Origin of the sequence: Protofrankia sp. Cr2 (assembly GCF_963555885.1) — a bacterium.
Classification (GTDB): Bacteria; Actinomycetota; Actinomycetes; order Frankiales; family Frankiaceae; genus Protofrankia.
Map to the genome: position 1 here is coordinate 43,980 of NZ_CAUVXG010000018.1, position 22,407 is coordinate 66,386.

General features: G+C 65.9%; 24 protein-coding genes and 1 riboswitch. Of the genes, 20 read left to right on the forward strand and 4 right to left on the reverse strand.

Annotation, left to right across the window (positions count from 1 at the left end; genetic code table 11):
• Positions 1–1,302, reverse strand: a complete 1,302-nt coding sequence (locus tag U9978_RS10935) for a CoA transferase (protein WP_322760979.1) — start codon at positions 1,300–1,302, stop codon at positions 1–3.
• Between the two features lie 287 nt (positions 1,303–1,589).
• On the opposite strand from U9978_RS10935, the gene U9978_RS10940 reads away from it, so the two are divergent.
• From U9978_RS10940 to U9978_RS10980, 9 genes are all read left to right on the forward strand, one after another.
• Entirely contained in the window at positions 1,590–2,648 is a 1,059-nt protein-coding gene (locus tag U9978_RS10940) for an NADP-dependent oxidoreductase (protein ID WP_416210923.1), read from the forward strand.
• Positions 2,649–2,750: 102 nt separating this feature from the next.
• Positions 2,751–2,909 carry a hypothetical protein gene (locus U9978_RS10945; RefSeq protein ID WP_322760980.1) on the forward strand — a complete coding sequence of 53 codons (159 nt, stop codon included), beginning with the start codon at positions 2,751–2,753 and terminating at the stop codon, positions 2,907–2,909.
• Entirely contained in the window at positions 2,909–3,049 is a 141-nt protein-coding gene (locus U9978_RS10950) for a hypothetical protein (RefSeq protein WP_322760981.1), read from the forward strand. Before U9978_RS10945 ends, U9978_RS10950 begins: the two co-directional genes overlap by 1 nt.
• Positions 3,046–3,507, forward strand: a complete 462-nt coding sequence (locus tag U9978_RS10955) for a nuclear transport factor 2 family protein (RefSeq protein WP_322760982.1) — start codon at positions 3,046–3,048, stop codon at positions 3,505–3,507. Before U9978_RS10950 ends, U9978_RS10955 begins: the two co-directional genes overlap by 4 nt.
• A gap of 55 nt (positions 3,508–3,562) precedes the next feature.
• On the forward strand, positions 3,563–4,027 hold the full coding sequence (locus U9978_RS10960; protein ID WP_322760983.1) for a nuclear transport factor 2 family protein: 465 nt from the start codon (positions 3,563–3,565) through the stop codon (positions 4,025–4,027).
• 59 nt (positions 4,028–4,086) lie between these two features.
• Entirely contained in the window at positions 4,087–5,256 is a 1,170-nt protein-coding gene (locus U9978_RS10965) for a cytochrome P450 (protein WP_322760984.1), read from the forward strand.
• A complete protein-coding gene (locus U9978_RS10970; RefSeq protein ID WP_322760985.1) occupies positions 5,253–5,513 on the forward strand; it encodes a ferredoxin in 261 nt (86 codons plus the stop codon). The genes U9978_RS10965 and U9978_RS10970 overlap by 4 nt, the downstream gene beginning before the upstream one ends.
• 159 nt (positions 5,514–5,672) lie before the next feature.
• Positions 5,673–6,854 (forward strand): amidohydrolase family protein, encoded by a 1,182-nt coding sequence (locus U9978_RS10975; RefSeq protein WP_322760986.1) that lies wholly within the window; start codon positions 5,673–5,675, stop codon positions 6,852–6,854.
• A 237-nt stretch (positions 6,855–7,091) separates the two neighbouring features.
• Positions 7,092–8,297, forward strand: coding sequence for an acyl-CoA dehydrogenase family protein (locus U9978_RS10980; protein ID WP_322760987.1), 1,206 nt, complete (start codon positions 7,092–7,094; stop codon positions 8,295–8,297).
• Positions 8,298–8,426: 129 nt separating this feature from the next.
• On the opposite strand, the gene U9978_RS10985 is transcribed toward U9978_RS10980, so the two are convergent.
• Positions 8,427–9,215, reverse strand: a complete 789-nt coding sequence (locus U9978_RS10985; protein WP_322760988.1) for a CHAP domain-containing protein — start codon at positions 9,213–9,215, stop codon at positions 8,427–8,429.
• Positions 9,216–9,603: 388 nt separating this feature from the next.
• Positions 9,604–9,764, forward strand: a riboswitch (cyclic di-AMP (ydaO/yuaA leader).
• A gap of 345 nt (positions 9,765–10,109) precedes the next feature.
• On the opposite strand from U9978_RS10985, the gene U9978_RS10990 reads away from it, so the two are divergent.
• The 10 genes from U9978_RS10990 (at position 10,110) to U9978_RS11035 (ending at position 18,791) form a co-directional block, all read left to right on the forward strand.
• Positions 10,110–10,556, forward strand: a complete 447-nt coding sequence (locus tag U9978_RS10990; RefSeq protein WP_416210924.1) for a C40 family peptidase — start codon at positions 10,110–10,112, stop codon at positions 10,554–10,556.
• A gap of 147 nt (positions 10,557–10,703) precedes the next feature.
• Positions 10,704–11,576 carry a peptidoglycan-binding protein gene (locus U9978_RS10995; RefSeq protein WP_322760989.1) on the forward strand — a complete coding sequence of 291 codons (873 nt, stop codon included), beginning with the start codon at positions 10,704–10,706 and terminating at the stop codon, positions 11,574–11,576.
• Between the two features lie 305 nt (positions 11,577–11,881).
• A complete protein-coding gene (locus U9978_RS11000) occupies positions 11,882–12,253 on the forward strand; it encodes a hypothetical protein (protein ID WP_322760990.1) in 372 nt (123 codons plus the stop codon).
• Between the two features lie 338 nt (positions 12,254–12,591).
• The gene (locus U9978_RS11005) at positions 12,592–13,686 is read left to right on the forward strand and encodes a hypothetical protein (protein WP_322760991.1); all 1,095 of its coding nucleotides are present in this window, start codon (positions 12,592–12,594) and stop codon (positions 13,684–13,686) included.
• A gap of 169 nt (positions 13,687–13,855) precedes the next feature.
• Positions 13,856–14,488, forward strand: a complete 633-nt coding sequence (locus U9978_RS11010; RefSeq protein WP_322760992.1) for a hypothetical protein — start codon at positions 13,856–13,858, stop codon at positions 14,486–14,488.
• Positions 14,489–14,586: 98 nt separating this feature from the next.
• Positions 14,587–15,336, forward strand: coding sequence for a protein phosphatase 2C domain-containing protein (locus tag U9978_RS11015; protein ID WP_322760993.1), 750 nt, complete (start codon positions 14,587–14,589; stop codon positions 15,334–15,336).
• The gene (locus U9978_RS11020; protein ID WP_322760994.1) at positions 15,327–16,460 is read left to right on the forward strand and encodes a protein kinase domain-containing protein; all 1,134 of its coding nucleotides are present in this window, start codon (positions 15,327–15,329) and stop codon (positions 16,458–16,460) included. Before U9978_RS11015 ends, U9978_RS11020 begins: the two co-directional genes overlap by 10 nt.
• A 65-nt stretch (positions 16,461–16,525) precedes the next feature.
• Positions 16,526–17,236, forward strand: coding sequence for a vWA domain-containing protein (locus tag U9978_RS11025; RefSeq protein WP_322760995.1), 711 nt, complete (start codon positions 16,526–16,528; stop codon positions 17,234–17,236).
• A 9-nt stretch (positions 17,237–17,245) separates the two neighbouring features.
• Positions 17,246–18,190 carry a hypothetical protein gene (locus U9978_RS11030; RefSeq protein ID WP_322760996.1) on the forward strand — a complete coding sequence of 315 codons (945 nt, stop codon included), beginning with the start codon at positions 17,246–17,248 and terminating at the stop codon, positions 18,188–18,190.
• A gap of 151 nt (positions 18,191–18,341) precedes the next feature.
• Positions 18,342–18,791 (forward strand): peroxiredoxin, encoded by a 450-nt coding sequence (locus U9978_RS11035; RefSeq protein WP_322760997.1) that lies wholly within the window; start codon positions 18,342–18,344, stop codon positions 18,789–18,791.
• A 136-nt stretch (positions 18,792–18,927) separates the two neighbouring features.
• Here U9978_RS11035 and U9978_RS11040 read toward each other — a convergent pair whose 3' ends face one another.
• Complete coding sequence (locus U9978_RS11040; protein WP_322760998.1) at positions 18,928–20,448, reverse strand: MDR family MFS transporter; 1,521 nt, start codon at positions 20,446–20,448, stop codon at positions 18,928–18,930.
• A gap of 245 nt (positions 20,449–20,693) precedes the next feature.
• On the opposite strand from U9978_RS11040, the gene U9978_RS11045 reads away from it, so the two are divergent.
• A complete protein-coding gene (locus tag U9978_RS11045; protein ID WP_322760999.1) occupies positions 20,694–21,902 on the forward strand; it encodes an FAD/NAD(P)-binding oxidoreductase in 1,209 nt (402 codons plus the stop codon).
• 122 nt (positions 21,903–22,024) lie between these two features.
• Here the strand turns inward: U9978_RS11045 and U9978_RS11050 are convergent, their stop codons facing one another.
• The gene (locus tag U9978_RS11050) at positions 22,025–22,234 is read right to left on the reverse strand and encodes a BldC family transcriptional regulator (protein WP_322761000.1); all 210 of its coding nucleotides are present in this window, start codon (positions 22,232–22,234) and stop codon (positions 22,025–22,027) included.
• Positions 22,235–22,407: the final 173 nt, after the last annotated feature.

Genomic DNA, 22,407 nt, shown 5'->3' on the forward strand with positions numbered 1-22,407 from the left:
TCAGATCACACCCGCCGCGGCGAGGTCGGCCACTTCGTTCGTGGACAGGCCGAGGATGTCGCTGAACACGTAGGCGTTGTCCTCGCCGAGCAGCGGGGCTGACCGCCAGTTGTCCTGTTCGATACGGGAGAACGTCACCGGTGTCCCCTCGAAGCGCGCCGGGCCGATCACCGGGTGGTCCAGCTCGAAGAACGTGCCGCGATGGGCAAGCTGCGGGTCGACCTCGTTGAGGTCGCGCGCGTCCTGGACGGCACCTGCACAGACGCCGTTGTCCTGCAGCAGTGTCATGACCTCATGCGGTGACCGGTGTCTGGTCCACTCCGCGAGGTGGGCGTCGAGCGCGTCAGCGTGGGCGAACCGGCTCGATCCGCTGGCGAAACGCGGGTCCGTCGTCCATGCGGGGTTGCCGATGGCTTCGGTCAGACGGTGCCAGTCGGTGTCGTCGAAGACTGCGACGGCCACCCACCGGTCCTCGCCGGCGCAGGGGTACACCCCGTGCGGGGCAGCCTGTGGGTGTTCCAGCCGGTTACCCGGGGGGAAGCCCGGCCGGCGGGTCGGTCGTGCGTTCACGGTGACGTCCAGCAGGTCGGGACCGAGCAGGCTGACGCCGACCTCCACGGCGGAGGTGTCGATTTCCGTGCCCTTCCCGGTCGCGTTGCGATGCATGATCGCCATGAGCAGGGCCGCGCTGTTGTAGTAGGCAGCCTGGTTGTCCATGTAGGACAGACCCCAGCCCGAGGGCTCCCGGTCGGGCAGGCCGCTGATGAAGGACAGCCCGCTGACCGCCTGCACCACCGGCCCGTAGCTGCGGTAAGTGTGGTGCGGGCCGCTCTGGCCGAAACCGCTCATGTGGGCGTAGATGACCTCGGGGCACAGCGCGCGTAGCCGTTCGTAGGTCAGATTCCAGCCTGCCATGACGCCGGGAGCGAAGTTCTCCGTCACCACACTGCTTTGTGCGATGAGTCGCTCGGCCAGTTCCCGGCCCTCGACGGACCGCATGTTGATTGTCACGCCGAGTTTGTTGCGGCTGTAGTTGTTGAACAGTCCGCCCTTGTCCGGGTCGGGATCGGGATCCTCCGCGCCGAACGAGCGGGAGTCGTTCTTGTAGAGCGGTAATCGGCGGGGCAAGTCCAGCCGGGTCCGGCTTTCGATCTTGATGACCTCGGCGCCGAAGTCCGCGAGCATGCGGGTGGCGACGGAACCGACGCCCATCCAGCAGAAGTCGGCCACGCGGATGCCCGACAGCGGCCCGCGTCGGGCCCGGGGCTGCCGTTGCACCAGCGACGGATGCCGAGCGTCCACCGTGTGACCTCCCTGTACGCGGATGTGTAGCCGACTTTATTTCTCATGATGAAAAGCCGCAAGCCCCGGTTACGACCGCTTTGCTCTGGTCTGCTCTGGTCTGCTCTGGTCTGTCGTCGACGGTGGAGATGGTGGTGACGCGGTCACCCGCCCAGCCGGCGGGGGGAAGGGGTGACATGACCCTTGTGGCTTTTCATCATGACGAATATTGTGCGAATCCGGCATGGCGCGGGCAAGGGCCGATGACGATGGGCCGGCGGGGTGAACCGGGTGGAGAGGAGTCAGCGGTGACCGGTAGCCGGGAATGGCACCTGGTGCGCCGTCCTGCGGGGTGGCCGACGGACGACGATGTGGCTCTGGTCGAGGTCGACATACCCGACCCCGGCGCTGGTGAGCTTCTCGTGCGCAACACCGTGATGTCGGTGGAACCGTACATGCGTGGCCGGATGAGTGAGGTGGCCTCGTATGTCGAGCCCTATGCGCTCGGCGCCCCGATGCAGGGACACGCGGTCGGCGAGGTGGTTGCGTCCGATGTGTCCGCCATCCCGGTCGGCCGGCACGTGGTCCACCAGGCGGGATGGCGGGAGTACGCGCTGGTCGCCGCCGCGGACGCCGAACCCGTCGACGCTGAACCCGTCGACACGACCGGGTTCCCCGACTCCGCGTACCTCGGTGCACTGGGCATCACGGGTATGACCGCCTATGTCGGGCTGCGCCACGTCGCCGCGTGCAAACCCGGAGAAACCGTGTTCGTCTCGGCGGCGGCCGGTGCGGTGGGCGCCACGGTCGGCCAGATCGCCAAGGTCATGGGCTGCCGTGTCATCGGCAGTGCGGGCTCCGCGGAGAAGGTCCGCTTTCTCACCGGGGATCTAGGGTTCGACGCCGCGTTCAGCTATCGTGATCAGTCGGTGCGGGCGTCACTCTCCGAGGCTCTCGCGCAGCTTGACACCGACGGTTTGGACGTGTATTTCGACAACGTCGGGGGAGAACAGCTGGAAGCCGCGATCCGGGTGATGCGCCCGTTCGGCCGCATCGCGCTCTGCGGGGCGATCTCCACCTACAACGCAACCGAGCCCGTGCCCGGTCCACGCAACCTGCTGCTGATGATCTGGCGGCGGCTGCGGATGGCGGGTTTTCTCGTCGGTGACCATGCCGACCAGCGCGCCGCATTCACCGATGACATGTCGCGCTGGCTGCGCGAGGGCGCTGTCCGCAGTGTCGAGACGGTTGTCCACGGTGGTATCGAGGCCGCCTGGCCGACCTTCCTGGCCATGCTCCGCGGCGACAACGTCGGGAAAATGATCGTGTGTCTCGACCAGTCCTCCGGTAGTGACTCGGATCACTGATCGCTCTTGACAAGCTAGTTCGTTATAAGGAATCTGTCTTCAATCTCGACTGCAGCCGTCGACGAAGGTGGGAGATGCAGGCGGAATCGACCCGTCAGACCGATGCGGATCACTGAGGGCATGGACCTGGCACCCGAGGCGAAGTCGTTCCAGCCTGCGGAGTTCTGGACCCACGACAACGTGCCGCGGCCCGCCCGTGAGGACACCGGACCCGCGGGCTATCAGGACCAGTGGAAGGCACTGTGGAAGGTGACCGGCTGATGACCAGCATGTTGGTGGACCCGCGCAGCTATCCCCTGTCGGAACCGGGCGCGTCTTACCTGGCTGACGCGACCTTCGGACACGTCATCGACGGGGAGTTCACCACGGTCAAGAGCACCTGGATGAAGGTGTCGCGATGACCGTCCGCACCGTGGCGGATGCCATCGACCGGCTGGCGGTGACGGAAATCCTGCACCGCTACTGCTCCCAGATCGACGCCGGGAACTTCACCGCCGTGCGGGAACTGTTCACCGACGATGCCCGCGGGCGCTACTGGGGCGGGGAGTGGCTCGAAGGCGGCGACGCCATCGTGCAGTGGCTGGTCAGCACCTGCGCCTCGGCCTTGTTCATGCACCACATGGACAAGGTGTACTCGATCGAGATCGACGGCGATCGGGCTACCGCCCGCTGCCACATGACCGCGCACCTCACCGGTCGGGACGCGCCGGGCACGGTCATGCTCAGCGTCGGCAATTACGTCGACGAGCTGCGCCGTGAGGACGGCGGATGGAAGATCTCGTCCAGGGCGTTCGAGCAGGGCTGGAGCGAACTGCGTCAGGCCGACCAGCCAGAGCCGGTCCAGGGCGCGGCCGGCTGACAGCGTCACCGTAAGGCACCGCAACCCGATCCCACCATGGCAGGAGGAGCACCGGATGACCACCGTGAGAACGTTCGAGGACGTACGTGACCACATCAACGCGAGCGACACGCTCTACCGTTACTGTTCGACGGTCGACCAGAAAGACTTTGTAGGCTTACGCACGGTGTTCGACGACGACGCTCGGATGCGTTTCACCGCAGCCGGTACGTGGAGCGAGTGGGTCGAGGGGGCCGATGCCATCGTGGCCTGGGTCGACAAGATGACGGCGGACCGCAGCTTCCAACACCACCTTGTGTCCGTCTACCACGTCGACGTCGAAGGCGATCAGGCATCGGCGCTCGCCTACCTCACCTCCCACCAGGTTGCCGCCGACGACCCCAACCAGGTTCTGCAGATGTCAAGTCGTTACCGCAACCGGCTGCGCCGCGACGGTGATGGTTGGGTCATCACCGAGATTCAACTCGAGATCGGCTGGATCGAGGTCCGGACGTTCGACCAGAGTCTGGCACTCGGCTGATGTCGGCGCCCGTACCCACTCCCACGCCGGAGCGCGCGACGCCCGCCGGGACCTGTCCGGTGGTCAACTACGACATCATGTCGCCGCGGCCGGTGCTGACGGGCATCGGGGAGATGGCGCAGCTGCGTGAGGCGTCCCCCGTCTACTGGAACAGTTTCGGGGCCGGCTTCTGGATGATTACCCGCTTTGATCAGTGCCGCGAGGCATATCAGAACCCCGAGGTCTTCGGCAGCGACTCGGTGATCGTCCTGGACCCGAACCCGGGTTACCGCTGGATTCCGACCAATGTCGCCCCGCCCGAGCACGGCAGGTACCGTCAGATCCTCAACCCGCCGTTCTCACCCCGTGCGGTCGCCCGGGCGACGCCCCGGATGCGCGAACTGTGCGACCGGACCATCGACGCCTTTCTCGACTCCGGTGGCTGCGAGTTCGTGGCCGACTTCGCGGCGGTGTACCCGACCCGGGCGTTTTTGTCGATCATGGGTCTGCCTGAGACCGATGACGCGTTGTTCGTCGAGTGGGTGGACACGGTCTTCGACGCCTTCACCGATCCTGAGGGCCAGGCCCGGACAATGGCGGCGATGGGCGCGATGACCGAGTACTTCATCGGTGTCGTCGCGGATCGGCGGGCGACGCTGCGCGACCCCGAGATTGACTTCGTCAGCTATCTCATGACAGCGCGTTATGAAGATCGACCGTTGCGTGATGATGAGATTCTGCAGATGTGCGTTGTGTTGGTGCTCGCGGGCCTCGACACCGTCAAGAGCCAGCTGAGCTATGCGTTCCACCATCTGGCGACGACGCCGGAGCACCGTCGACGGGTGGCGACCGAACCGGGGGTGGTGCCGACGGCGGTCGAGGAGTTCCTGCGGGCGTTCCCGATCATCCAGGACGGCCGCAAGATCACCCGTGACGTGGACTTCCACGGCTGCCCGATGAAGAAGGGGGACATGGCGCTGCTGTTGCTCGGTGCGGCCATGCGCGACCCGCGCTCGTTTTCAGATGCTGACCAGGTCGATCTCGACCGTGCGGTCAACCGGCACATCTCCTTTGCCGCCGGACCGCACCGGTGCCTGGGCTCCCATCTCGCGCGCGCCGAGATGGCGGTCGCGCTGGAGCAGTGGCACCGGCGGATCCCCGACTACCGGATCGCGGGCGGTGAGCCGGTGCTGGAGCGCGGTGGTGCAGCCGGGCTGGTCGCCCTGCCGCTGGTCTGGGACCGGTCATGACCGCCGATCCGACAACGGGGGAGCAGCTCACCGTGCAGATCATGGTCGACCCCACCCGGTGTACCGGGCAGGGCCGCTGCTATTCGCTCGCTCCGGAGGTGTTCGACACCGATGACGACGGTTTCTGCCTCCCCCGCGGCGTCACCTTCGTGGTGACCGCGGACCGGGCACGAGCGGCCCGGCTCGGCGCCAGTTCGTGTCCAGAAGACGCGATCGCGGTCGCGGCCGGTCCGCCGGAGCCGGCGGTGGACGTCTGATCTTTCCGTTCGGCGAGAGGAAATCGCGTCCGCGCTACGTTTCCGGGACCGCTTGTCGGATTTCCTCATAAGAAATAAGGTATAGATCACATCAGAGTGCGGCCGGGACGTGCGTCGTGACATCCGGCGTCTCCCGAAGACCTCGAGGGGAGCGGCGCCATGGCCGGGACGGCAGTGACCGATGGCATCAGGGTGATCGACGCGGATACCCATGTGATCGAACCCGCTGATCTGTGGACATCGCGGATCTCCACGGCGAAGTGGGGTGATCTGGTTCCGCACGTCCGCTGGGATGACGACCTCCAGGAGGAGGCGTGGTATTTCGGCGACGCGCGCCTGTCGGCTACCGCGGGCGGCGCGATGGCCGGTTGGGCGGAGTTCCCGCCGAAGCATCCCCGGCGCCTCGCCGACGTCGACCCGGCGCTGTGGAACGCCCCCGACCGGCTGCGCAAAATGGACGAGTACGGGATCTGGGCGCAGGTGCTGTATCCCAACGTGGCGGGGTTCGGTACCGGGAGGTTCCTCGGACTCAAGGACCCCGAACTGATGGTGGCCTGCATCCAGGCGTACAACGACTACCAGACCGACTGGGCGAGCGCGGACCCGTCCCGGCTGCTGCCCATGGCGGCGCTGCCCTTCTGGGATCTGGCGGCGAGCGTCGCTGAGATCGAACGAACAGTCGCGATGGGGCACCGGGGCGTGATCATGGCTCAGGAGACCGACTTCTTCGGTCTGCCGCTGCTCGGTGATCCGCACTGGGACCCGATCTGGGCGACCGCCCAGGATCTCGGCGTTCCGGTGAACTTCCACATCGCGTCGGGCGACCTGTCCCTGATCGAGAAGAACTTCCCGGGTAACGGGATCCACGCGAACTACGCCTCGGTCGGGGTTTCCTTCTTCATGGGCAACGCCCGCGCCATCGCGACCGTCATCTGCGCCGGGATCTGCCACCGTTTCCCGAGACTGAATTTCGTCTCGGTCGAGAGCGGAATCGGCTGGCTCCCCTACGCCCTCGCCGCTTTGGACTGGCAGTGGAGGAACTGCGGCGTCCCGATCGAACACCCCGAATACGACCTGCTGCCCAGCGAGTACTTCCAGCGCCAGATCTTCGGCTGTTTCTGGTTCGAGCGGGAGACCGCCCGGCAGGCGATCGAACTTCTCGGAGCCGACAACTTCCTCTTCGAGACCGACTTCCCACACCCGACGAGCATGTCGCCCGGCCCTGCGAGCGCGGCGGTCCGTCCGGACCTGTTCGTCGCGGAGGCGTTTGCGGAGCTGCCCGCCGACGCGCTGCGCAAGATTCTGCACGACAACGCCGCCCGCATCTACCACCTGGACTGATCCGGCCGACCGGGCCCGCCGTCGCTGGGCACGGAGCGCGGGTTGGTTCGGGCCGTTCGCGTGCACACATGATAGTCAACAATGTTGACGATCCTCGTCCACGATTTGATCTTCAATGGCGCCTGTTCCTTGTGCAGGAGTCGACCGGCCTGCTTTGCTGACGGAAAACTGACGATTTTCGGCCAGATCCGCGGCGGGTCTCCTCCGGGCGACGCGGCCGGTATGAAGGAGGTTCACGTGTCCATTGATCTTGGCCATGACCAGGTGGTCAGTGAACTCGCCAGACGCACTGCCGAGTTCGTGCGCAGCGTCGTCGTCCCCGAGGAGGAGGCGTTCGCAGGCGTCGCCGCGCGCGGTGGCGACGCGATGCGGGCGCGGCTACAGCAGGCGGCGAAGGACGCGGGGGTCTTCGCCCCGCACGTACCGGCGGAGCTCGGCGGCCACGGCCTGGACATGCGCGGACGCGCTCCCGTGTTCGAAGCGGCGGGCTATTCGCTGTTCGGCCCGCTGGCGCTGAACATCGCCGCCCCCGACGAGGGCAACATGCACATGCTGGCGGCCATCGCGACGGCCGAGCAGAAGGAGCGGTACCTGCGGCCGTTGGCAACCGGCGAGGTGCGGTCCTGCTTCGCGATGACCGAGCCCGCGCCCGGAGCGGGGTCGGATCCGGCCGCTCTGACCACGCGCGCCGTGCAGGAGCCCGGCGGCTGGCGGATCGACGGCCGTAAGTGGTTCATCACCGGCGCGGATGGTGCCGCATATGCGATCTGCATGGCTCGCACATCGGGCGAGCCGGGTCAGCGCGGTGGAGCGACGATGTTCCTCGTCGACGCGGACAACCCCGGCATGAAGGTCGTCCGCCATGTCGAGACCCTCGACGAGAGCCTGTACGGCGGTCACTGCGAGATGTTGTTCGATGGCTGTCTGGTGCCGCACGACGCGATCCTCGGCGAGGTGCACCAGGGGTTCGACTACGCCCAGGTCCGTCTCGGCCCGGCGCGCACGACCCACTGCATGCGTTGGCTGGGCATCGCCCGCAGGGCCCAGGACATCGCCGTGGCCAGGGCGGCGGACCGGCAGCTGTTCGGTTCCCGGTTGGCGGAGCTGGGCATGGTCCAGGCGATGATCGCGGACAATGAGATCGATATCGCGGCGTCCCGCGGGCTGGTCCTGCAGGCATGCTGGGAACTCGACCAGGGTCGTTCCGGGGCTCAGTCGACCGCGGTAGCCAAGACGTTCACCGCCGAGGCCGTCTGGCGGGTCGTCGACCGTTCGCTGCAGATCTGCGGTTCCCTCGGTATCTCCGGGGATGTGCTGCTCTCGCGCTTCCTGCGCGAGGTCCGCCCGTTCCGTATCTACGACGGGCCGTCGGAGACCCACCGCTGGGCGATCGCCCGACGCGTGGTCCGCCGTCACCTCGACAACCTCTCGAGCGCATCATGACGGCGGTAGCCGCCGCCGGGACAGCGCCCGCCGGCTACCCGCCCGCCGGGTAGATGATTTTTCGAGGTTTGTGCGACGAAAGAGTCCTTGTCGATCGCACAAACCTCGAAAGATCGCGTGGGCGTCGGTTCAACGGCCTTTGATGTCGAGGAAATAGTCGAGAAGGCGCCAGGTCGTCCGGTCGACCACACCGGTGACTGCGACCGCCGGGTCGTTCAACCGGCAGAATTCCTGGAAATCACGGAACGTTGTCTCCGTCAGCGGGCCGAAGGCGCCGTCCGGGGCGAGCAGGCGATTATCGCCCTCCCGGCCCGTAGCGATGTTGAGCGCGTTCTGAGCGGTCGTGACCGGGTGGCGCAGATCCGGGAACACCCCTGACTCGCCCTGGTCGAGGAACCCGCGCGCGACCGTCGGGAAGTAGGCGAACCGGTTCGGCGGGTTCTGGGGGGCGAGCGGGAAGCGCGGGCCACCGCTGAACATCGATTGCCAGTTCACGCATCCGGCGATGAGTATACCGCCGGCTAGCCAGGTTCTGCGTAGTACTTGATCGTTTCCGACGTTACCCTCGACCGTGACAATATTATTGCCGGTGCGTTCGACGACCAGACCGGTGTGGGTGTCATTGCCGGCGGCGGTTTCGTGGCCCGTCCAATCAAAGATGATCTGGTCTCCGGGGTTAGCCTGGGTGGAGGCGATAGTCAGGCCATGGGCTCGCGCCCAGGACCAGATCGTGGGCACGTGCGCCGACTTCAGCGGCAGGTTGATCCCGACCTGCTCGAACATGCACCAGACGAAAATCGCGCACCATGCATTCCCGTCGTAGCCGAACTCCTGACCGTACTTCGTGTGATTGCGGCCGTCCCCGGCGTAGCCGACCTCCGCTAACGCATGCTCGACCAGCTGTTGTACAGCCGTCATCGCTGACTCCTTTGCGGCGACGCCGCGTTGCCGGCCGGGGCCGATGGTAAGGATTCGACCAAAGACGGTGCCCGGGCCGCTGCTAGAACCCCTGCCTGATGAGACAAGACGTACCCCGTCGATTGGCCTGTTTCCTCATCGGTATCACCGTGCGTGCTCTGGCGGCCAGTGCATGTCGGTATTCTGTCGCCGTGCTCGACCCACTGCCAGCGGTGTTGATCTGATTTCTCTGACCGGCCGGCCGGATGATTGATACGCATAGTAGTTGACATGCCCCGAGATTCGCGGAAAATGGCCCTTGCGGTCACAGCGTGTAGTTCGCTAACGTGGCCGGGCTCTCAGTAACACCGGGCTGGACGCCGAGTTCTGCCCTCGGTCCGGTGTTCCCTTCTCACAATCACCAGGGCAGCAGCGGGGGAACCAGGACTTGACGGACGTCGCCGCGCTGGCGCCGTCCTCGGGGTGAAGTCGGCCGCGGATCTCCGCGGGCTGACCGGGCTTCCCGGCCCGAACCCGACAGCTAACCTCGCAGGCGTACGGGAAGGATCATTGTTGCCTGCATATCAGGCGTGTGCAGATTCGGCTGACGCGATTCCGTCCGGACGCGGTCGCCACCGTGCACCGATCGCCAGGTCCAGTTTCCGCCGCCGGTCCGCGCGTGTGGCGGTTGCCGCCGCGGCCACTGGGACCGTCGCCCTGACCGCTTTCTCGGCCCCGGCACTGGCGAACGACGCCGGGGCTGACAGCCCGGCCGGCTCGACCACTACCACCACTACCACCGCTGCCCCCGGGTCGACCTGGGCCGGTGACACCGGGGGCGCGCCTGCGGCGTCCGATTGGGCGTCGGGTTCCGGCTCGGCGTCGGCCCCTGGTGCGGTGGAGGCTCCTGGTGCGGTGGAGGCTCCTAGCTCGGTGGAGGCTCCGGCAAGCGGCATCTCGGCACCGCCGGACGGCACGTCATCGCAGCAGGACGGTTCCTCGGCCACCGCCGGTCTCGGTGAGAAGATCGTCTATCTGGCCTCGAAGCAGGCGGGTAAGCCATACGTCTGGGGCGCACAGGGTCCGAACGCCTTCGATTGTTCCGGGCTTGTCCAGTACATCTACAAACAGCTCGGCCGGAGTGTGCCGCGGGTGACCGACGCCCAGTACGCGGCGTCGCAGAAGATATCGCGGGATGCCAAGCAGCCCGGTGATCTCATCTTCTTCGGGCAGCCCGGCAACATCTATCACGTGGCGATCTACGCCGGGGACGACATGATGTGGGCCGCTCCCCACAGCGGAACCGTCGTCCGGCTTCAGAAGATTTATTCCTCGAGTTATCTCGTTGGCCGCCTGGGGTGACCTGGCTGGGCCGGTAACAGGCCTGCGACCCGTCATGGCCGGGCTGCCGCGTGCCCCACGATGGGCATTCCCGCGGCCTGGCTGTGACGGGTGCCTCCGCGCGGCGCGCATGAGCCGATCGACGATACTGAAGTGGGATATTTTATAATGGCCAGGGGAAGGCACAGAAAGCAGTCTCAGTACAACCGCGGCGCGGTGGCCGCAACCGCCGGCGTCATCGGCGCGACGGCGGGAATGATGCTGACCGCGGGTCCGGCGAGCGCGAGCTCGCCGGCATCGCCCAGCGCCGATACCGCGACTGAGCCCAGCGCGGGTTCTCTCGCTGGGGCACCTGTTTCCGACGTTTCCATCGCTGGTGCCGGCAGGAAAGCGGGACTCGGCGGCTGCGACGGGAAGCCATTGGAGACCTGGGTCGCAGTCGCGCTGGCTGAGTCCGGCGGCAACGCGACCGCCCACAACTCCAATGGCGAGGATTCCCGCGGACTATGGCAGATCAACATGCGGGCGCATGCGGGTTGGGTCGGCGGGGCAGATCTGTTCGATCCGGCCATCAACGCCCGGGCCGCCAAACGAGTGTGCGACATACAGGGCATCGGAGCGTGGAGTACGTACACAAACGGCTCCTACCGCCTGTACCTCGGGCGGGCCGCGGCAGCCGCCACCGACGCAAGTGGTGAGGGTGCGACGAGCATCTACCCGGCGTCCCCGGCCAGCCCGGGTAGCCCTACCGGGCCGGTCAGTAGGCCGGGCTGGACCGCTGCGGCCGGCGTGGCGGCGGCGCGACCGGTAGCCGCTGCAGCTCCCCGTGTGCGGGAGGTCGGCTACACCCACCGCGGGCGTCCCGGCGTGCGCCAGATTCAGCGAGCGCTGACCGGATGTGGCTATCCTGTCGCGGTGGACGGGAAGTTCGGGCCACGTACCACGAGTACGGTTAAGGCATACCAACGCCGGCACGGACTTGTGGCCGATGGTGTGGTCGGCGCGCGAACCCGCGCCGCCCTGTTTCATGTCACCGCGTAGGTCCCTGTGTTTCACCGCGTAGGTCTCTTTGTCGGGTAGCTCGTCGGATTCTGTCTGCGTTGTCCCGGGGAGCAGTGTAACTCAGGCATCCACCGGGATGCGTTCGAACGTTTTCGTGATCCACTGACATGCCTGATAACAACGCTTTTCCAGATAAATGGTGCCGCGGTCGACATCGATCCCGTCTGCGGATTTTTGCATCATTCTGCGTTTGGCGACAAGACCATCATGATTTCCGGTTGACTCGTGGTGTGGGTGACATAGATTTATGGTTGCAAATGACGGTTCGATGTGGAGGTGATCGAATGGAGCAGCAGCAGGCGCAGCAGGTGGAGCAGTATCTGCGGCAGAACTGGCAGGAGATTCGGCACCAGATTCTCGACCAGTTCGTCCAGGTCAGCACCGCTGATATCGAAGCCGCATCCAGCGTCAACGATCTCGTGCGGCGGATCGCGGACAGGTCGCATTACACCGAGCCCTACGTCGAGGCCCGCCTGCGGGAACTCGTCGGCGTCGCAGTCGGGGTCGGCCAGTCGGCGCAGGCCGAGGGCGGGGCCGAGCAGTCGACCGCCGAGGCCCAGCGGACCACCGAGGCCGCGGGCGAGGAGCAGGCCGAGCCCCTGGGCGGCTCACGGCAGGCATTCGGCGGATCGGAGCAGCCGGCAGATCCTGGGTGAGATCTGATTCCAGGTGGGAACGGCACGCGGCAGCCGTCCAGGTACACAGCCGGCGTCGTAGTGAGCACCGAGCAGGACCGTGACCACGACTATCCTGCACAGGCCGCGTCCGGAACATTTCGGGCGTGGCCGCGGTCTGTTCCCACTGCGTTCCCACTGTGCGCCCAACTGCACCACCGACCATGCTGTCACGTGGACGACGTGTCCGTCCTCGGGCCTATGCTGCTTTCTGATCACTATAATGACCGGTAGGGTCACCAATAGCAGCAGACATCCGGGGGGCTTCGTTGCTGCGAGGCAGCCATCATCACCGCGTACCCGACGCGGCGGGCGTTGCTGTGCGGCGTCCGGTTCGATTATGTGCGCCGCTACCTGCGACGGGGACGATCGTCATCGTCCTGGGGCTGGTCACCGGGCTTTTCCTGGGGCCGGTCATCGGCCGGTGGGGTCTTGCGCCGGCATCCGCGCTCACCCCGGCTGGCACGTCGTCATCGAGCGATGGCAGCACCTTCGTGATCCGTGTCGTGGACCTGCCGGCGAAGGTCGACCAACCTGTACTAAAAAACCTGAGCCGCTTACTCGAAGGCATACCGGCATCCGGTGGTGCCGTTGTCGTTCGGGTGATTAGCCCGGCCATCCTGTCCGATGACCATGGTAAGCTGGCCGACCTGGATTCGATCTTCAGGCGTCGGGCGATGCTCGCGGTCGAGATCGCATTGCCGGCCCAGTCGGCGCCAGGTGACTCGCCGGATCTCGGGACGGCCGGTTCGTTGCTGCTGGCGATCGCCGACCACCGCTTTGCCGATACGGACGAAGCCCGTGCCGCGCTGTCGAAGAATCGCGGATCGGGGGAGTTTCCCTGCGAGAAAGACTGTCAGGCGAGGGCGAAGGGTACCGACCAGGAAAGCGCCTCGGGGATGTATGCGACCAACGGCGACCTGTTCCTTCTGGCCGCCAGACCTGGGCAGGGGTCCCGGGTGGAAATGCTGGGTAGTCTCGCCGACCCGGCTTCAGCGACTCAGGACCGACCGATACTGTCGACGTGGGCTTATGCGCTGATTGCGGCTGTGATTATCGCGATCAGCGCCGTGGTCCTGCGTAGACGCCGGCTGCTGGTTTGGCTGCGCGGGCGGCGACGCGATGTCGATGCCGGGGATCAATCCGCGAGCGGCGCGAACAGGGAGCGGACCGAACAACGACCGGTTTCTCCGGTCGCGCCGCCGAATGTGGCGCTCGGCCCGGTCGGCACGGTGCATTCCGCCTTTGACCCGCAGGGTTACGTTGCGGTCGACGGCGGACTTTACCGGGCAACATGGATGGGAGGTCCTGGATCGCCCCGACCTCGCGTAGGTGCACAGGTGCAGTTGAGGATGGACGAGGTGGACGGACTGCAGGCGTGGCCGCCACAGGATCACTCCGGCGTCCGGCGATAGAGCCACCTGGGTCCGCCGGGTGTACGAGAAGGAACTGGAAACGGGGACGAATCAGACAATGGCTCCGCGCAGCAGCCCCGACCGGGCGACGGACCGCCGCCAGCCGCGGGACGTCATCGGTAGCATCCCTATTCCCCGGCCGAGCCATCGGGTACTTGTGGTCCTGTGCATGGACACCTCCTATTCCATGCGCGGCGAGGCGATCGGAAGACTCAACGACGCGCTCGCCGGTTGGGCGCGCAGCATGCACGGTGGCGAGAAGATGGCGGCGACCACCGAGTTCGCGCTCATCACTTTCGGTGCCGGGGGAGTACGCAAGTGGCGCGGCGACGAGAGCTTCGATCCGCGTAGCGACCGGACGCCGTTCGTACCCGCCGACGGTTTTCGGCCACCGACATTGATCGCCGACGGCGTGACACCGCTGGTCGAGGCGGTCCGGCTCAGCATCTCGGTCATCGAAGCGCGCAAGCGGCAGCTCGCCCAGGAAAAGGTGACCTGGAAGCGGCCACTTGTCTGGCTCGTCACCGATGGCAGGCCAACCGATGACGAGGGGAAACCGACGACGGACTGGCGTCCACTGGCGAGCGAGATCCGCGGGCTGGAGGCAGCTCAGAAACTCGCGCTCTTCGCGATCGGCATTCCGCCCATTGACGACCAGGGCCAGGAAACCCTGCGTGAGTTCGCGCCGGAGCGAAATATGATCTACGGGCGGTTTGATTTCAGTGACATCCTCCTGCAACTGGACCGAAGCGTGGAGGATCCCAACTACAAGCTGCGTGGCTACCAACCGAGGCAGGCGTGACCGCCCGCCCACAACCCGCACCCAGGGGACGAAACGAGGGCCGCGTCCGGCCCTACCGCTGGCGGGTCCGGGGAGCCAGCGTCCAGGGATATTCACACGTGCGGGAAGGGCGATGGTGCGAGGATTCGTTCGCCCATCTTGCCCTGTACAGCCGGGAGCCTCTGCCCGACGTCCATGTCCTGGCGGTGGCCGACGGCGCCGGATCGGCACCACGATCAGCTGAGGGCTCCCGGCTCGCGGTCGCCATCGCGACCCGTCTCGTGCGCGACCGGATCCACACCAGCGGTCGGCCCGCGAACGCGCCCGACCTGCGCCAGCTGCTGGCCGCGGTACATGAGGACATCGTCACCGAGTTCCATCGGGTCGTCACCGCGGTCGCCGGCGCGGCGCATGTCGGCGAGTTCGCGACGACGTTGACGGTCGTCGTGCTTGCGCATCCCGTCATCGGCTACCTGAGTATCGGGGACGGTTTCATCGTCATCCGCACCGGGGACGGGGGACAGACCAATCTGCATCTGCTCGACGCCGGAACCGCCGACGCCGAGCATGCCAGCCAGACGGCCTTCCTCACCTCGGACACGAGCCGGGCTGTGCGGGTGCATGCCGTCTACGACCCGTGGATCACTGGTGTGTTCGTATCGACCGACGGTCTGATTCCGGTCGCACTGCGACGCGACTCCGACGGCCGGCTGGCGGTGGCCAGGGAGCCCGTCATCGACACCGTGCTCAGCCTGCTTGACGACGATCACTTCGATGCCTCCGGCCTCGTCCAGCTGCTGTTACGGGAGGCGGTCACCGATGTGACTCAGGATGACACGACACTGGTGGTGGCCGTCCTGTGTCCGTGACCGAGATTTTTGTGAACGGACGCAGGCTGACCTGCTCGACCGTTCTCGGCAGCGGAACCGAGTCGATCGTCTACGCCGTGGATGCCGATTCCCGGCAGGCCGCGAAGATCTACCGGGAGCCCGACACCGAGCGTAGCCGCCGGCTTGAGTACATGCTGCGGGCCTTCCGCGCGTCGCAGTTCGTCGAGCCCGCCTCCGGCCATCCGGGGCTGGTGTGGCCGCAGGATGTCGCCCGCGATTCCACCGGGGCGGTTCTTGGTTATGTCATGCGCCGTTCCGATCATCATCCGCTGAGTACATTCCTTGAGCACCGCACCCGGCTGACCGCATTCCCGGACAAGGACTGGAAATTCCTGCTGGGGGTGGCCAGTAATCTGGCCCAGCTGGTCGCGATCCTGCATGATCAGGAAATTGTGGTGGGCGATCTCGCGCCATCCAACATCCATGTTCGAGCGGACGGGTTGATCAGCTTTCTCGACTGCGATTCGCTGCAGTTCTCCTTCGACGGAGAGGTTTTCGCCTGCCACACCGTCACCCCGGAATACGCTGCGCCCGAGCTGCTGCCGGAGCTTGCGGGTCCCAAGAGCGTCGAGACGGACCGGTTCACCCTCGCCGTGCTCGTATGCCAACTGCTGCTGTGCGGTGACCATCCGTTTCACGGCATTCCGGTCCGGGCGCTGGACGTCGACCCGTCACCGGAAACCAACATCCAGTACGGCATCACCGTCCTGACGGCGCCCAGTGAGGTCGAGGTCCCGGCCGAGGCCATCGAGCCCGGTGTGCTTCCGCCACCGGTCGCCGCGCTGGCCCGCCAGACGTTCGGATCCGGGCACGGCACGGCCGGGACGCGTCCGGCCGCGCAGGAATGGGCCGAGGCGCTCGACCTCGCCTGGGACGACGTGCGGACGTGCCAACACCGGCCGGGCCACACCTACAGTGGGCATCTGTCGGAATGCCCCTGGTGCAGGCGGGCCGGCTCGGGGCGTTTCGATCCGTTTCCGCTGCTGTCGAGCCCCGCCGCCAGCCCTGCCGGCACCCCCGGTGCCAAGGTCCCCGATGTTCTTCTCGTCGTCGGGGCTCTGGTGGTTCTTGTATTGATAGTCGTTCTGCTCGCGACCCGATAGCCCGCCACCCGATAGCACGGTGTCGGCCTGACCGGTCACACGAGATCGGTAGAAGGAGGTAGCCTGTGTACGGTCGAACCACCTTGATTCCTTTCTACCTCGTCGTAGACGTCTCGCAGTCGATGGACGGGCCACGGCTGAACACGGCGAATCTCATTCTGCGACGGATTGGGGAGGCGCTGGCTCACGATTCGGTCGCCGCTGCGCGGGTTCGGGTGGGTGTGATCGATTTTGCCGGCGGCAGCCGCACGGTGCTTCCACTGTGCGATCTTCTCAATACGGCGACGCTGCCCCTCCTGGCGTGCCGCGATGACGGCACCCGATATGCGCCCGCCTTCAATCTGTTGCGGGCCACCGTCGACCGCGACTGCCGCCAACTGGAGGCCGACGGTTTCGCCGTGGGCCGACCCGGCGTGTTCTTTCTCAGCGACGGCGAACCCTTCGACGACCCCCCCGGCGCGTGGGAGGCGGCATTCGCCGCTCTGCTGCGGGAGTGCCAGAGCACGCCGAACATCATTCCCTGTGCCGTCGCCGACTCGAATCCCGATATCATGCGAGCGCTGGCGCATCCGGCCCCGACAGTGCCATTGTTCATACAAAGCAGGCTGGCCAGCCCGGAAAGTGCGATAAAGAACCTGACTGAGATCATCGTGCGGAGCGTCGTGGCCTCGGGCCACCAGGAGATGGTTGTGATCGATGAGACCGACGTTCACGCACTTGACACGGTCATCGTCGATCCGCCCGAGACCTGGATCGATCCGGACAGCGGATTCTGAGCGTATGTCATGAGATGGCAGGATGCCGCCGTCGCGCGGGAACGACTCGGCCGGGTCGAGCAGTTGGCCAGAGGAGGCCAGGCACGCATTTATCGGCTGCCTGACTTCGATCTTCCCGGCGTGGCGGTGCCGCTCGTCTACAAGGAATATCACTCCGTCGTCGGGCGGGTACCGCCGCAGGGTCTGGCCAACATCATCGCATTGCGGCTGGCTGTGCCGGCAGAGCAGCGACTGTGGTTTGACACCCACCTGACCTGGCCGCTTGCGATCGTGGTCGACAATGCAGACGCTCCCGCCCGAGCAAGAGTGGCCGGGGTTGTGATGCGACTCATACCCGATGCCTTCTTCCAGGTGTTCGCGACACCGCCGGGACCGCCGGAGCGCCAACCGAACGAGGCGCGATCGTTGTTCGTGGGCCCCGCCGAGTTACGCACACGCGGCCTGGCGTTCCCGAACCGCGCGCAGCGCTGGTGGCTGTGCCTGCGGCTGGCCTTTCTCGTGGCGTACCTGCATAAGCAGAACATCGTCTTCGGTGACATCTCCGCCCGCAACGTCCTCTACCGGCTGCGACCGACACCGGATGTGCTTTTAGTGGACTGCGACGCCGTGCGCAAGGTCGGTAGCGCCCCCGTCGTCGATCAGGGGCATACGCCGGACTTCTTCCCGCCGGCACTGCACGAGCCGCAGTCCATCAGCTCCGATTTGTTCAAGCTCGGTTTGTTCATCGCCCGCATCCTCGTGCCCGGCCGAGTGGTCACGCCGGACGTCGCGCCGGACGCCGTCGACGGTGTGCTGGATCGCACCGGCGTGAACCTCGTACGGGCAAGCCTCGCCGACGATCCGCGTGCCCGGCCGGCAGCGCTTGTCTGGTATCGGTACCTGCGATCCGGTGCGGGTTCACATCCCACGACGGTGCCCCTTGATGACTGGCGCGATCGACATTCCGCTCCTTGATTCACGCTCCTGTTGCCGGGCATTTTTAGTCAACAGTGTTGACGGCCTTTTGCCGCCGATTGGATCTTGAGATCCGTACGGCAGGCGCATCCCGATCTCGGGTCCGGTAGCGTGTCATACGTCTCATCCCATGAGAAGTGAGGATTGTCGCATGGATATCGGGGATCGGGTCGGGGATCTGTCGGGTGTCGATGAGACGGGTGCGGAGCTGCGCCTGGCCGGTCTGCTGACCAAGGGGCCGCTGGTGGTCTTCTTCTATCCGGCGGCGATGACGTACGGCTGTACCAAGGAAAGTTGTCATTTCCGCGACCTGGCCGGTGAGTTCGCCGCGTTGGGCGCCGGCATCGTCGGGATCAGCGCTGACGACGTCGCCAAGCAGGCCGCGTTCAGTGCGAAGCATTCGCTCGGCTTTCCATTGGTCGCCGACACCGACCGGACGATCGCGCAGGCGTTCGGCGTCCGGCGCAAGGTGGGCCCGAACAAGCGCGCCACGTTCGTCCTGCGCACGGACGGCACGGTGATTGCGCGCATCGACTCCGAGCTGTCCATGAGCCGGCACGCCGACGCCGCCCTGGCCGCGCTGCGCGCCGACGCCGCGTAAAGGGCCGAAGGCGATGCGATCGTGGTTCTTCTCGCATCGCCCGTGGTTCTTCTCGCATCGCCGGAGGCCGAAGTCCCCGGGTCGCTAGCGGACGGGCGCGCCCCTATTGCCGGGCGCTGTTATCCCGGTGATCTGGCTATTCCGGGGTTTCGACGGTAGCGGTGCGCGCGCTGGTGGCGGCGGTGGTGCGCAGCCTCTGTTCCCGGAGGAAGAACGAAAGAGCGAAGGCGGTGAGTCCGACCGGAACCGCCCACAGGTAGGCGCGGTCCATTCCATGGACGAACGTCTGCAGCGGTCCGTCATGGGGGCCGTAGTGTTCGATGTCGCCGACCAGATGCGAGCGCTGGTAGGCGATGATGATCGCGCCCAGGCTGGAGGCACCGACCGCGCCACCGAGTGTCCGCAGGAACATGACGGCCGAGGTTGCGGTGCCGAGATCAGCGATGCCGACACCGTTCTGCGTGGCCAGGACGGTGTTCTGGATGAACAGGCCCAGGCCGGCGCCGACGACGAACAGCATGGCGGAGAGGACCCAGCCGTTGGTGTCCAGGCGGATGAGGGCGAGCAGGGCTATGCCCACCGTCATGACCCCGGTGCCGACGACGATGAAGATCTTGTATCGGCCCAGTTTCGTCACCAGCCGCCCGGCGCCGATCGTGGTGACGATCATGCCAGCGAGCAGCGGAAGTAGTCGCAGACCCGACAGGGTGGGGCTGATGCCGCGCGCCAACTGCAGGTACTGCGGCAGGAAGATGACGGCGCCGAACATCACCGCGCCGGTGACGAGTGACAGCGCGCTGGTCACGCGGAAGACCGCGTTGCCGAACAACCGTAGGGGCAGTATCGGTTCGGCCGCCCGCCGTTCCCAGCCGAGGAAGCCGACGATCAGCGCGAGCCCGATACCGGCGAGGATCCAGATCGTCTCGGTGATCCGTGCCTGTTGCCCGGCGTCCTGCACGGCGATCAGGAACAGCGACACCCCGCTGACCAGCAGCAGGGCTCCGAACACGTCCAAACGTACCGTGCGGTGCGCATAGGTGATCGTCAATACCCTCTGGATGACGATGAGCGTGAAGACGCCGAGGGGGATGTTGACGTAGAACACCCAGCGCCAGGACGCCTGGTCGACCAGGAAGCCTCCGATCAGCGGGCCGAGGATGCTGGCGGCACCGAACACCGCTCCGAAGTAGCCCTGGTACCTGCCTCGTTGACGCGGTGCGATAATGTCGCCGATGATCGCGAGTGCCAGTGAGATCAGGCCGCCGGCACCCACGCCCTGTACGCCTCTGAATACGATCAACTGGAGCATGCTCTGGCTGAGGCCGGCCAGCGCCGACCCCAACAGAAAGATCACGACCGCGATCTGAAAGATTGTTTTTCTGCCGTAGAGATCACCTAGCTTGCCGTACAGCGGGGTGCTCGCCGTTGAGGTCAGCAGGTAGGAGGTCACGACCCAGCTGTACAGGTCGGGTCGGTGGAAGTCCTGGCTGATCCGGGTGAGTGCAGTCGAGACGATTGTCTGATCGAGAGCCGCGAGGAGCACGCCGAGCATCAGCCCGGACATGATCACCATGATCTGCCGGTGCGAGTAGGGGGTGCTGCCTGCGTTCGGTGCCGACACTGATTCCGGGGGCGGCGCCTCGATGGTGGCAGTCATGAAGCGCTGACCTTTCCATCTGCGAGTAGCGCAAATTTGTTGTTGCATACAAGCTTATCATGGCGATCCGTTCCGGAGCCGTCGCTGATCTGAACCGGGCGCCACGAACGCCCGGCAGAATGGTCGACGCTGCTATGATCATTGCGGGAGGAGCGACGGCTGCGCCGCACGCGTCTGATCGTCGGCCCGCCCATCATCACCGATCCGGCCTGACCCCACCTGTCGGTGCAAAAGGGATGCTGCCCATGGATACGACCAGCCACCACACCACGCTCATCATCGGCGGGGGAAGTGCCGGAATCTCCGTCGCGGCCCGCCTACGCCGCGCCGGTAGCGCCGACGTCGGCATCATCGACCCGGCCGAAACCCACTATTACCAGCCGCTGTGGACCCTCGTCGGGGGCGGGTGCGCACCTCTTGCGAGCAGCGCCCGCCCGCAGGCCCGCGTCATGCCCGCCGGCGTCGTCTGGGTCCGCGACCGCGCCGAGACGATCGACACCGACAATCAGATCGTCACCACCGGCGGCGGCGCACGGATCGGCTATGATCATCTCGTCGTCTGCCCGGGCATCCAACTCGACTGGACGACGATCCCCGGCATGGGAGAGGCGGTCACCACACCGTGGGTGTCGAGCAACTACACCTATGAGCTCGCGCCGAAGACCTGGGAGATGATCCGTTCGCTGCGGTCGGGCACCGCCGTGTTCACCATGCCCGCCGGGCCGATCAAGTGCGGCGGCGCACCTCAGAAGATCGCGTACCTGGCCTGCGACTACTGGCGCGGGCAGGGTGTCCTCGACGACATCCGGGTCGTACTCGTGCTGCCCACCCCCGCTCTGTTCGGTGTGCCGGAGTTCGCCGATGTGCTGGCGACGGTCGTGGCCCGCTACCGCATCGAGGTCCGCCTCAACAGCGAACTCACCGAGGTCGACCCCGAATCGCGTCGTGCTGTCGTCATCGACCATGCCACCGGTGTCACCGACGACATCGGCTATGATCTGATGCATCTCGTCCCCCCGCAGAGCGCACCAGACTGGATCAAGAGAAGTCCGTTGGCGGACCCAACCAGCCTGGCCGGGTATGTCAGTGTCGACAAGCACACGATGCAACACACTCGCTACCCCAACGTGTTCTCCCTCGGGGATGCCAGCAGCTCGCCCAATGCCAAGACCGGCGCGGCCATCCGCAAGCAGGCGCCTGTCGTCGTCGCGAACCTACTGTCGGTCATGAACGGCCAACCTGCCGTGCGACAGTACGACGGGTACGCGTCATGTCCGCTGACCACTGCACGGAACAAGATGCTGCTGGCCGAGTTCGACTACACCATGCGTCCCCATCCGACGTTTCCCCCATGGTTGATCAATTCCCAGCGGGAACGCCGCGACATGTGGTATCTCAAGCGCTACGGCCTGCCGTTGATGTACTGGAATCTGCTGCTCAAAGGCCGCGCCTGATGACCCCCGGCCAAAGGCCGCGCGAGGATGGTTTGTTCGCGCGGCCGGAGGCCTGACAGGTTGCTTGGGCCAAAGGCCGCGCGAGGATGGTTTGTTCGCGCGGCCTTTGGCCTGAAGGGCAGCTAGCCCAGGGCGTCCCCGGGCTGGATGCCCGCAAGGAGCGCCCGGACCTCGGCTTCCTGGTAGCGGCGGTGGCCGCCGAGGGTACGGATCGAGGTCAGCTTCCCGGCCTTGGCCCAGCGGGTCACCGTCTTGGGGTCCACCCGGAACATGGTGGCCACCTCAGCAGGTGTCAGCAGAGGAGCGGATTGCGGTGTTCGTGTCGTTGCCATGCAGCCTCCCATCACAGAACGTCGATGTGTAATATACACACGGTTCTTCCTTCGAGGGCAATTCGGGCATGACACGTCGGGGTCATGTGTTGACTAGTCCGGTCGCATCCGCAGGGTCGTAGTTACTCTCTGTAATGACTTGTCCTTATAATCAACAGTGTTGACGACCTTGC

Bases quoted from the DNA above. Each gene is read 5' to 3' on its own strand.
- U9978_RS10995 (WP_322760989.1), top strand. From the start codon at position 10,704: ATGGCCAGGGGAAGGCACAGAAAGCAGTCTCAGTACAACCGCGGCGCG.
- U9978_RS11050 (WP_322761000.1), bottom strand. From the start codon at position 22,234: ATGGCAACGACACGAACACCGCAATCCGCTCCTCTGCTGACACCTGCT.
- U9978_RS11010 (WP_322760992.1), top strand. From the start codon at position 13,856: ATGGACACCTCCTATTCCATGCGCGGCGAGGCGATCGGAAGACTCAAC.
- U9978_RS10985 (WP_322760988.1), bottom strand. From the start codon at position 9,215: ATGACGGCTGTACAACAGCTGGTCGAGCATGCGTTAGCGGAGGTCGGC.
- U9978_RS11000 (WP_322760990.1), top strand. From the start codon at position 11,882: ATGGAGCAGCAGCAGGCGCAGCAGGTGGAGCAGTATCTGCGGCAGAAC.
- U9978_RS11040 (WP_322760998.1), bottom strand. From the start codon at position 20,448: ATGACTGCCACCATCGAGGCGCCGCCCCCGGAATCAGTGTCGGCACCG.
- U9978_RS10975 (WP_322760986.1), top strand. From the start codon at position 5,673: ATGGCCGGGACGGCAGTGACCGATGGCATCAGGGTGATCGACGCGGAT.
- U9978_RS10970 (WP_322760985.1), top strand. From the start codon at position 5,253: ATGACCGCCGATCCGACAACGGGGGAGCAGCTCACCGTGCAGATCATG.
- U9978_RS11035 (WP_322760997.1), top strand. From the start codon at position 18,342: ATGGATATCGGGGATCGGGTCGGGGATCTGTCGGGTGTCGATGAGACG.
- U9978_RS10960 (WP_322760983.1), top strand. From the start codon at position 3,563: ATGACCACCGTGAGAACGTTCGAGGACGTACGTGACCACATCAACGCG.
- U9978_RS11030 (WP_322760996.1), top strand. From the start codon at position 17,246: ATGAGATGGCAGGATGCCGCCGTCGCGCGGGAACGACTCGGCCGGGTC.
- U9978_RS11045 (WP_322760999.1), top strand. From the start codon at position 20,694: ATGGATACGACCAGCCACCACACCACGCTCATCATCGGCGGGGGAAGT.
- U9978_RS10945 (WP_322760980.1), top strand. From the start codon at position 2,751: ATGCGGATCACTGAGGGCATGGACCTGGCACCCGAGGCGAAGTCGTTC.
- U9978_RS10950 (WP_322760981.1), top strand. From the start codon at position 2,909: ATGACCAGCATGTTGGTGGACCCGCGCAGCTATCCCCTGTCGGAACCG.
- U9978_RS10955 (WP_322760982.1), top strand. From the start codon at position 3,046: ATGACCGTCCGCACCGTGGCGGATGCCATCGACCGGCTGGCGGTGACG.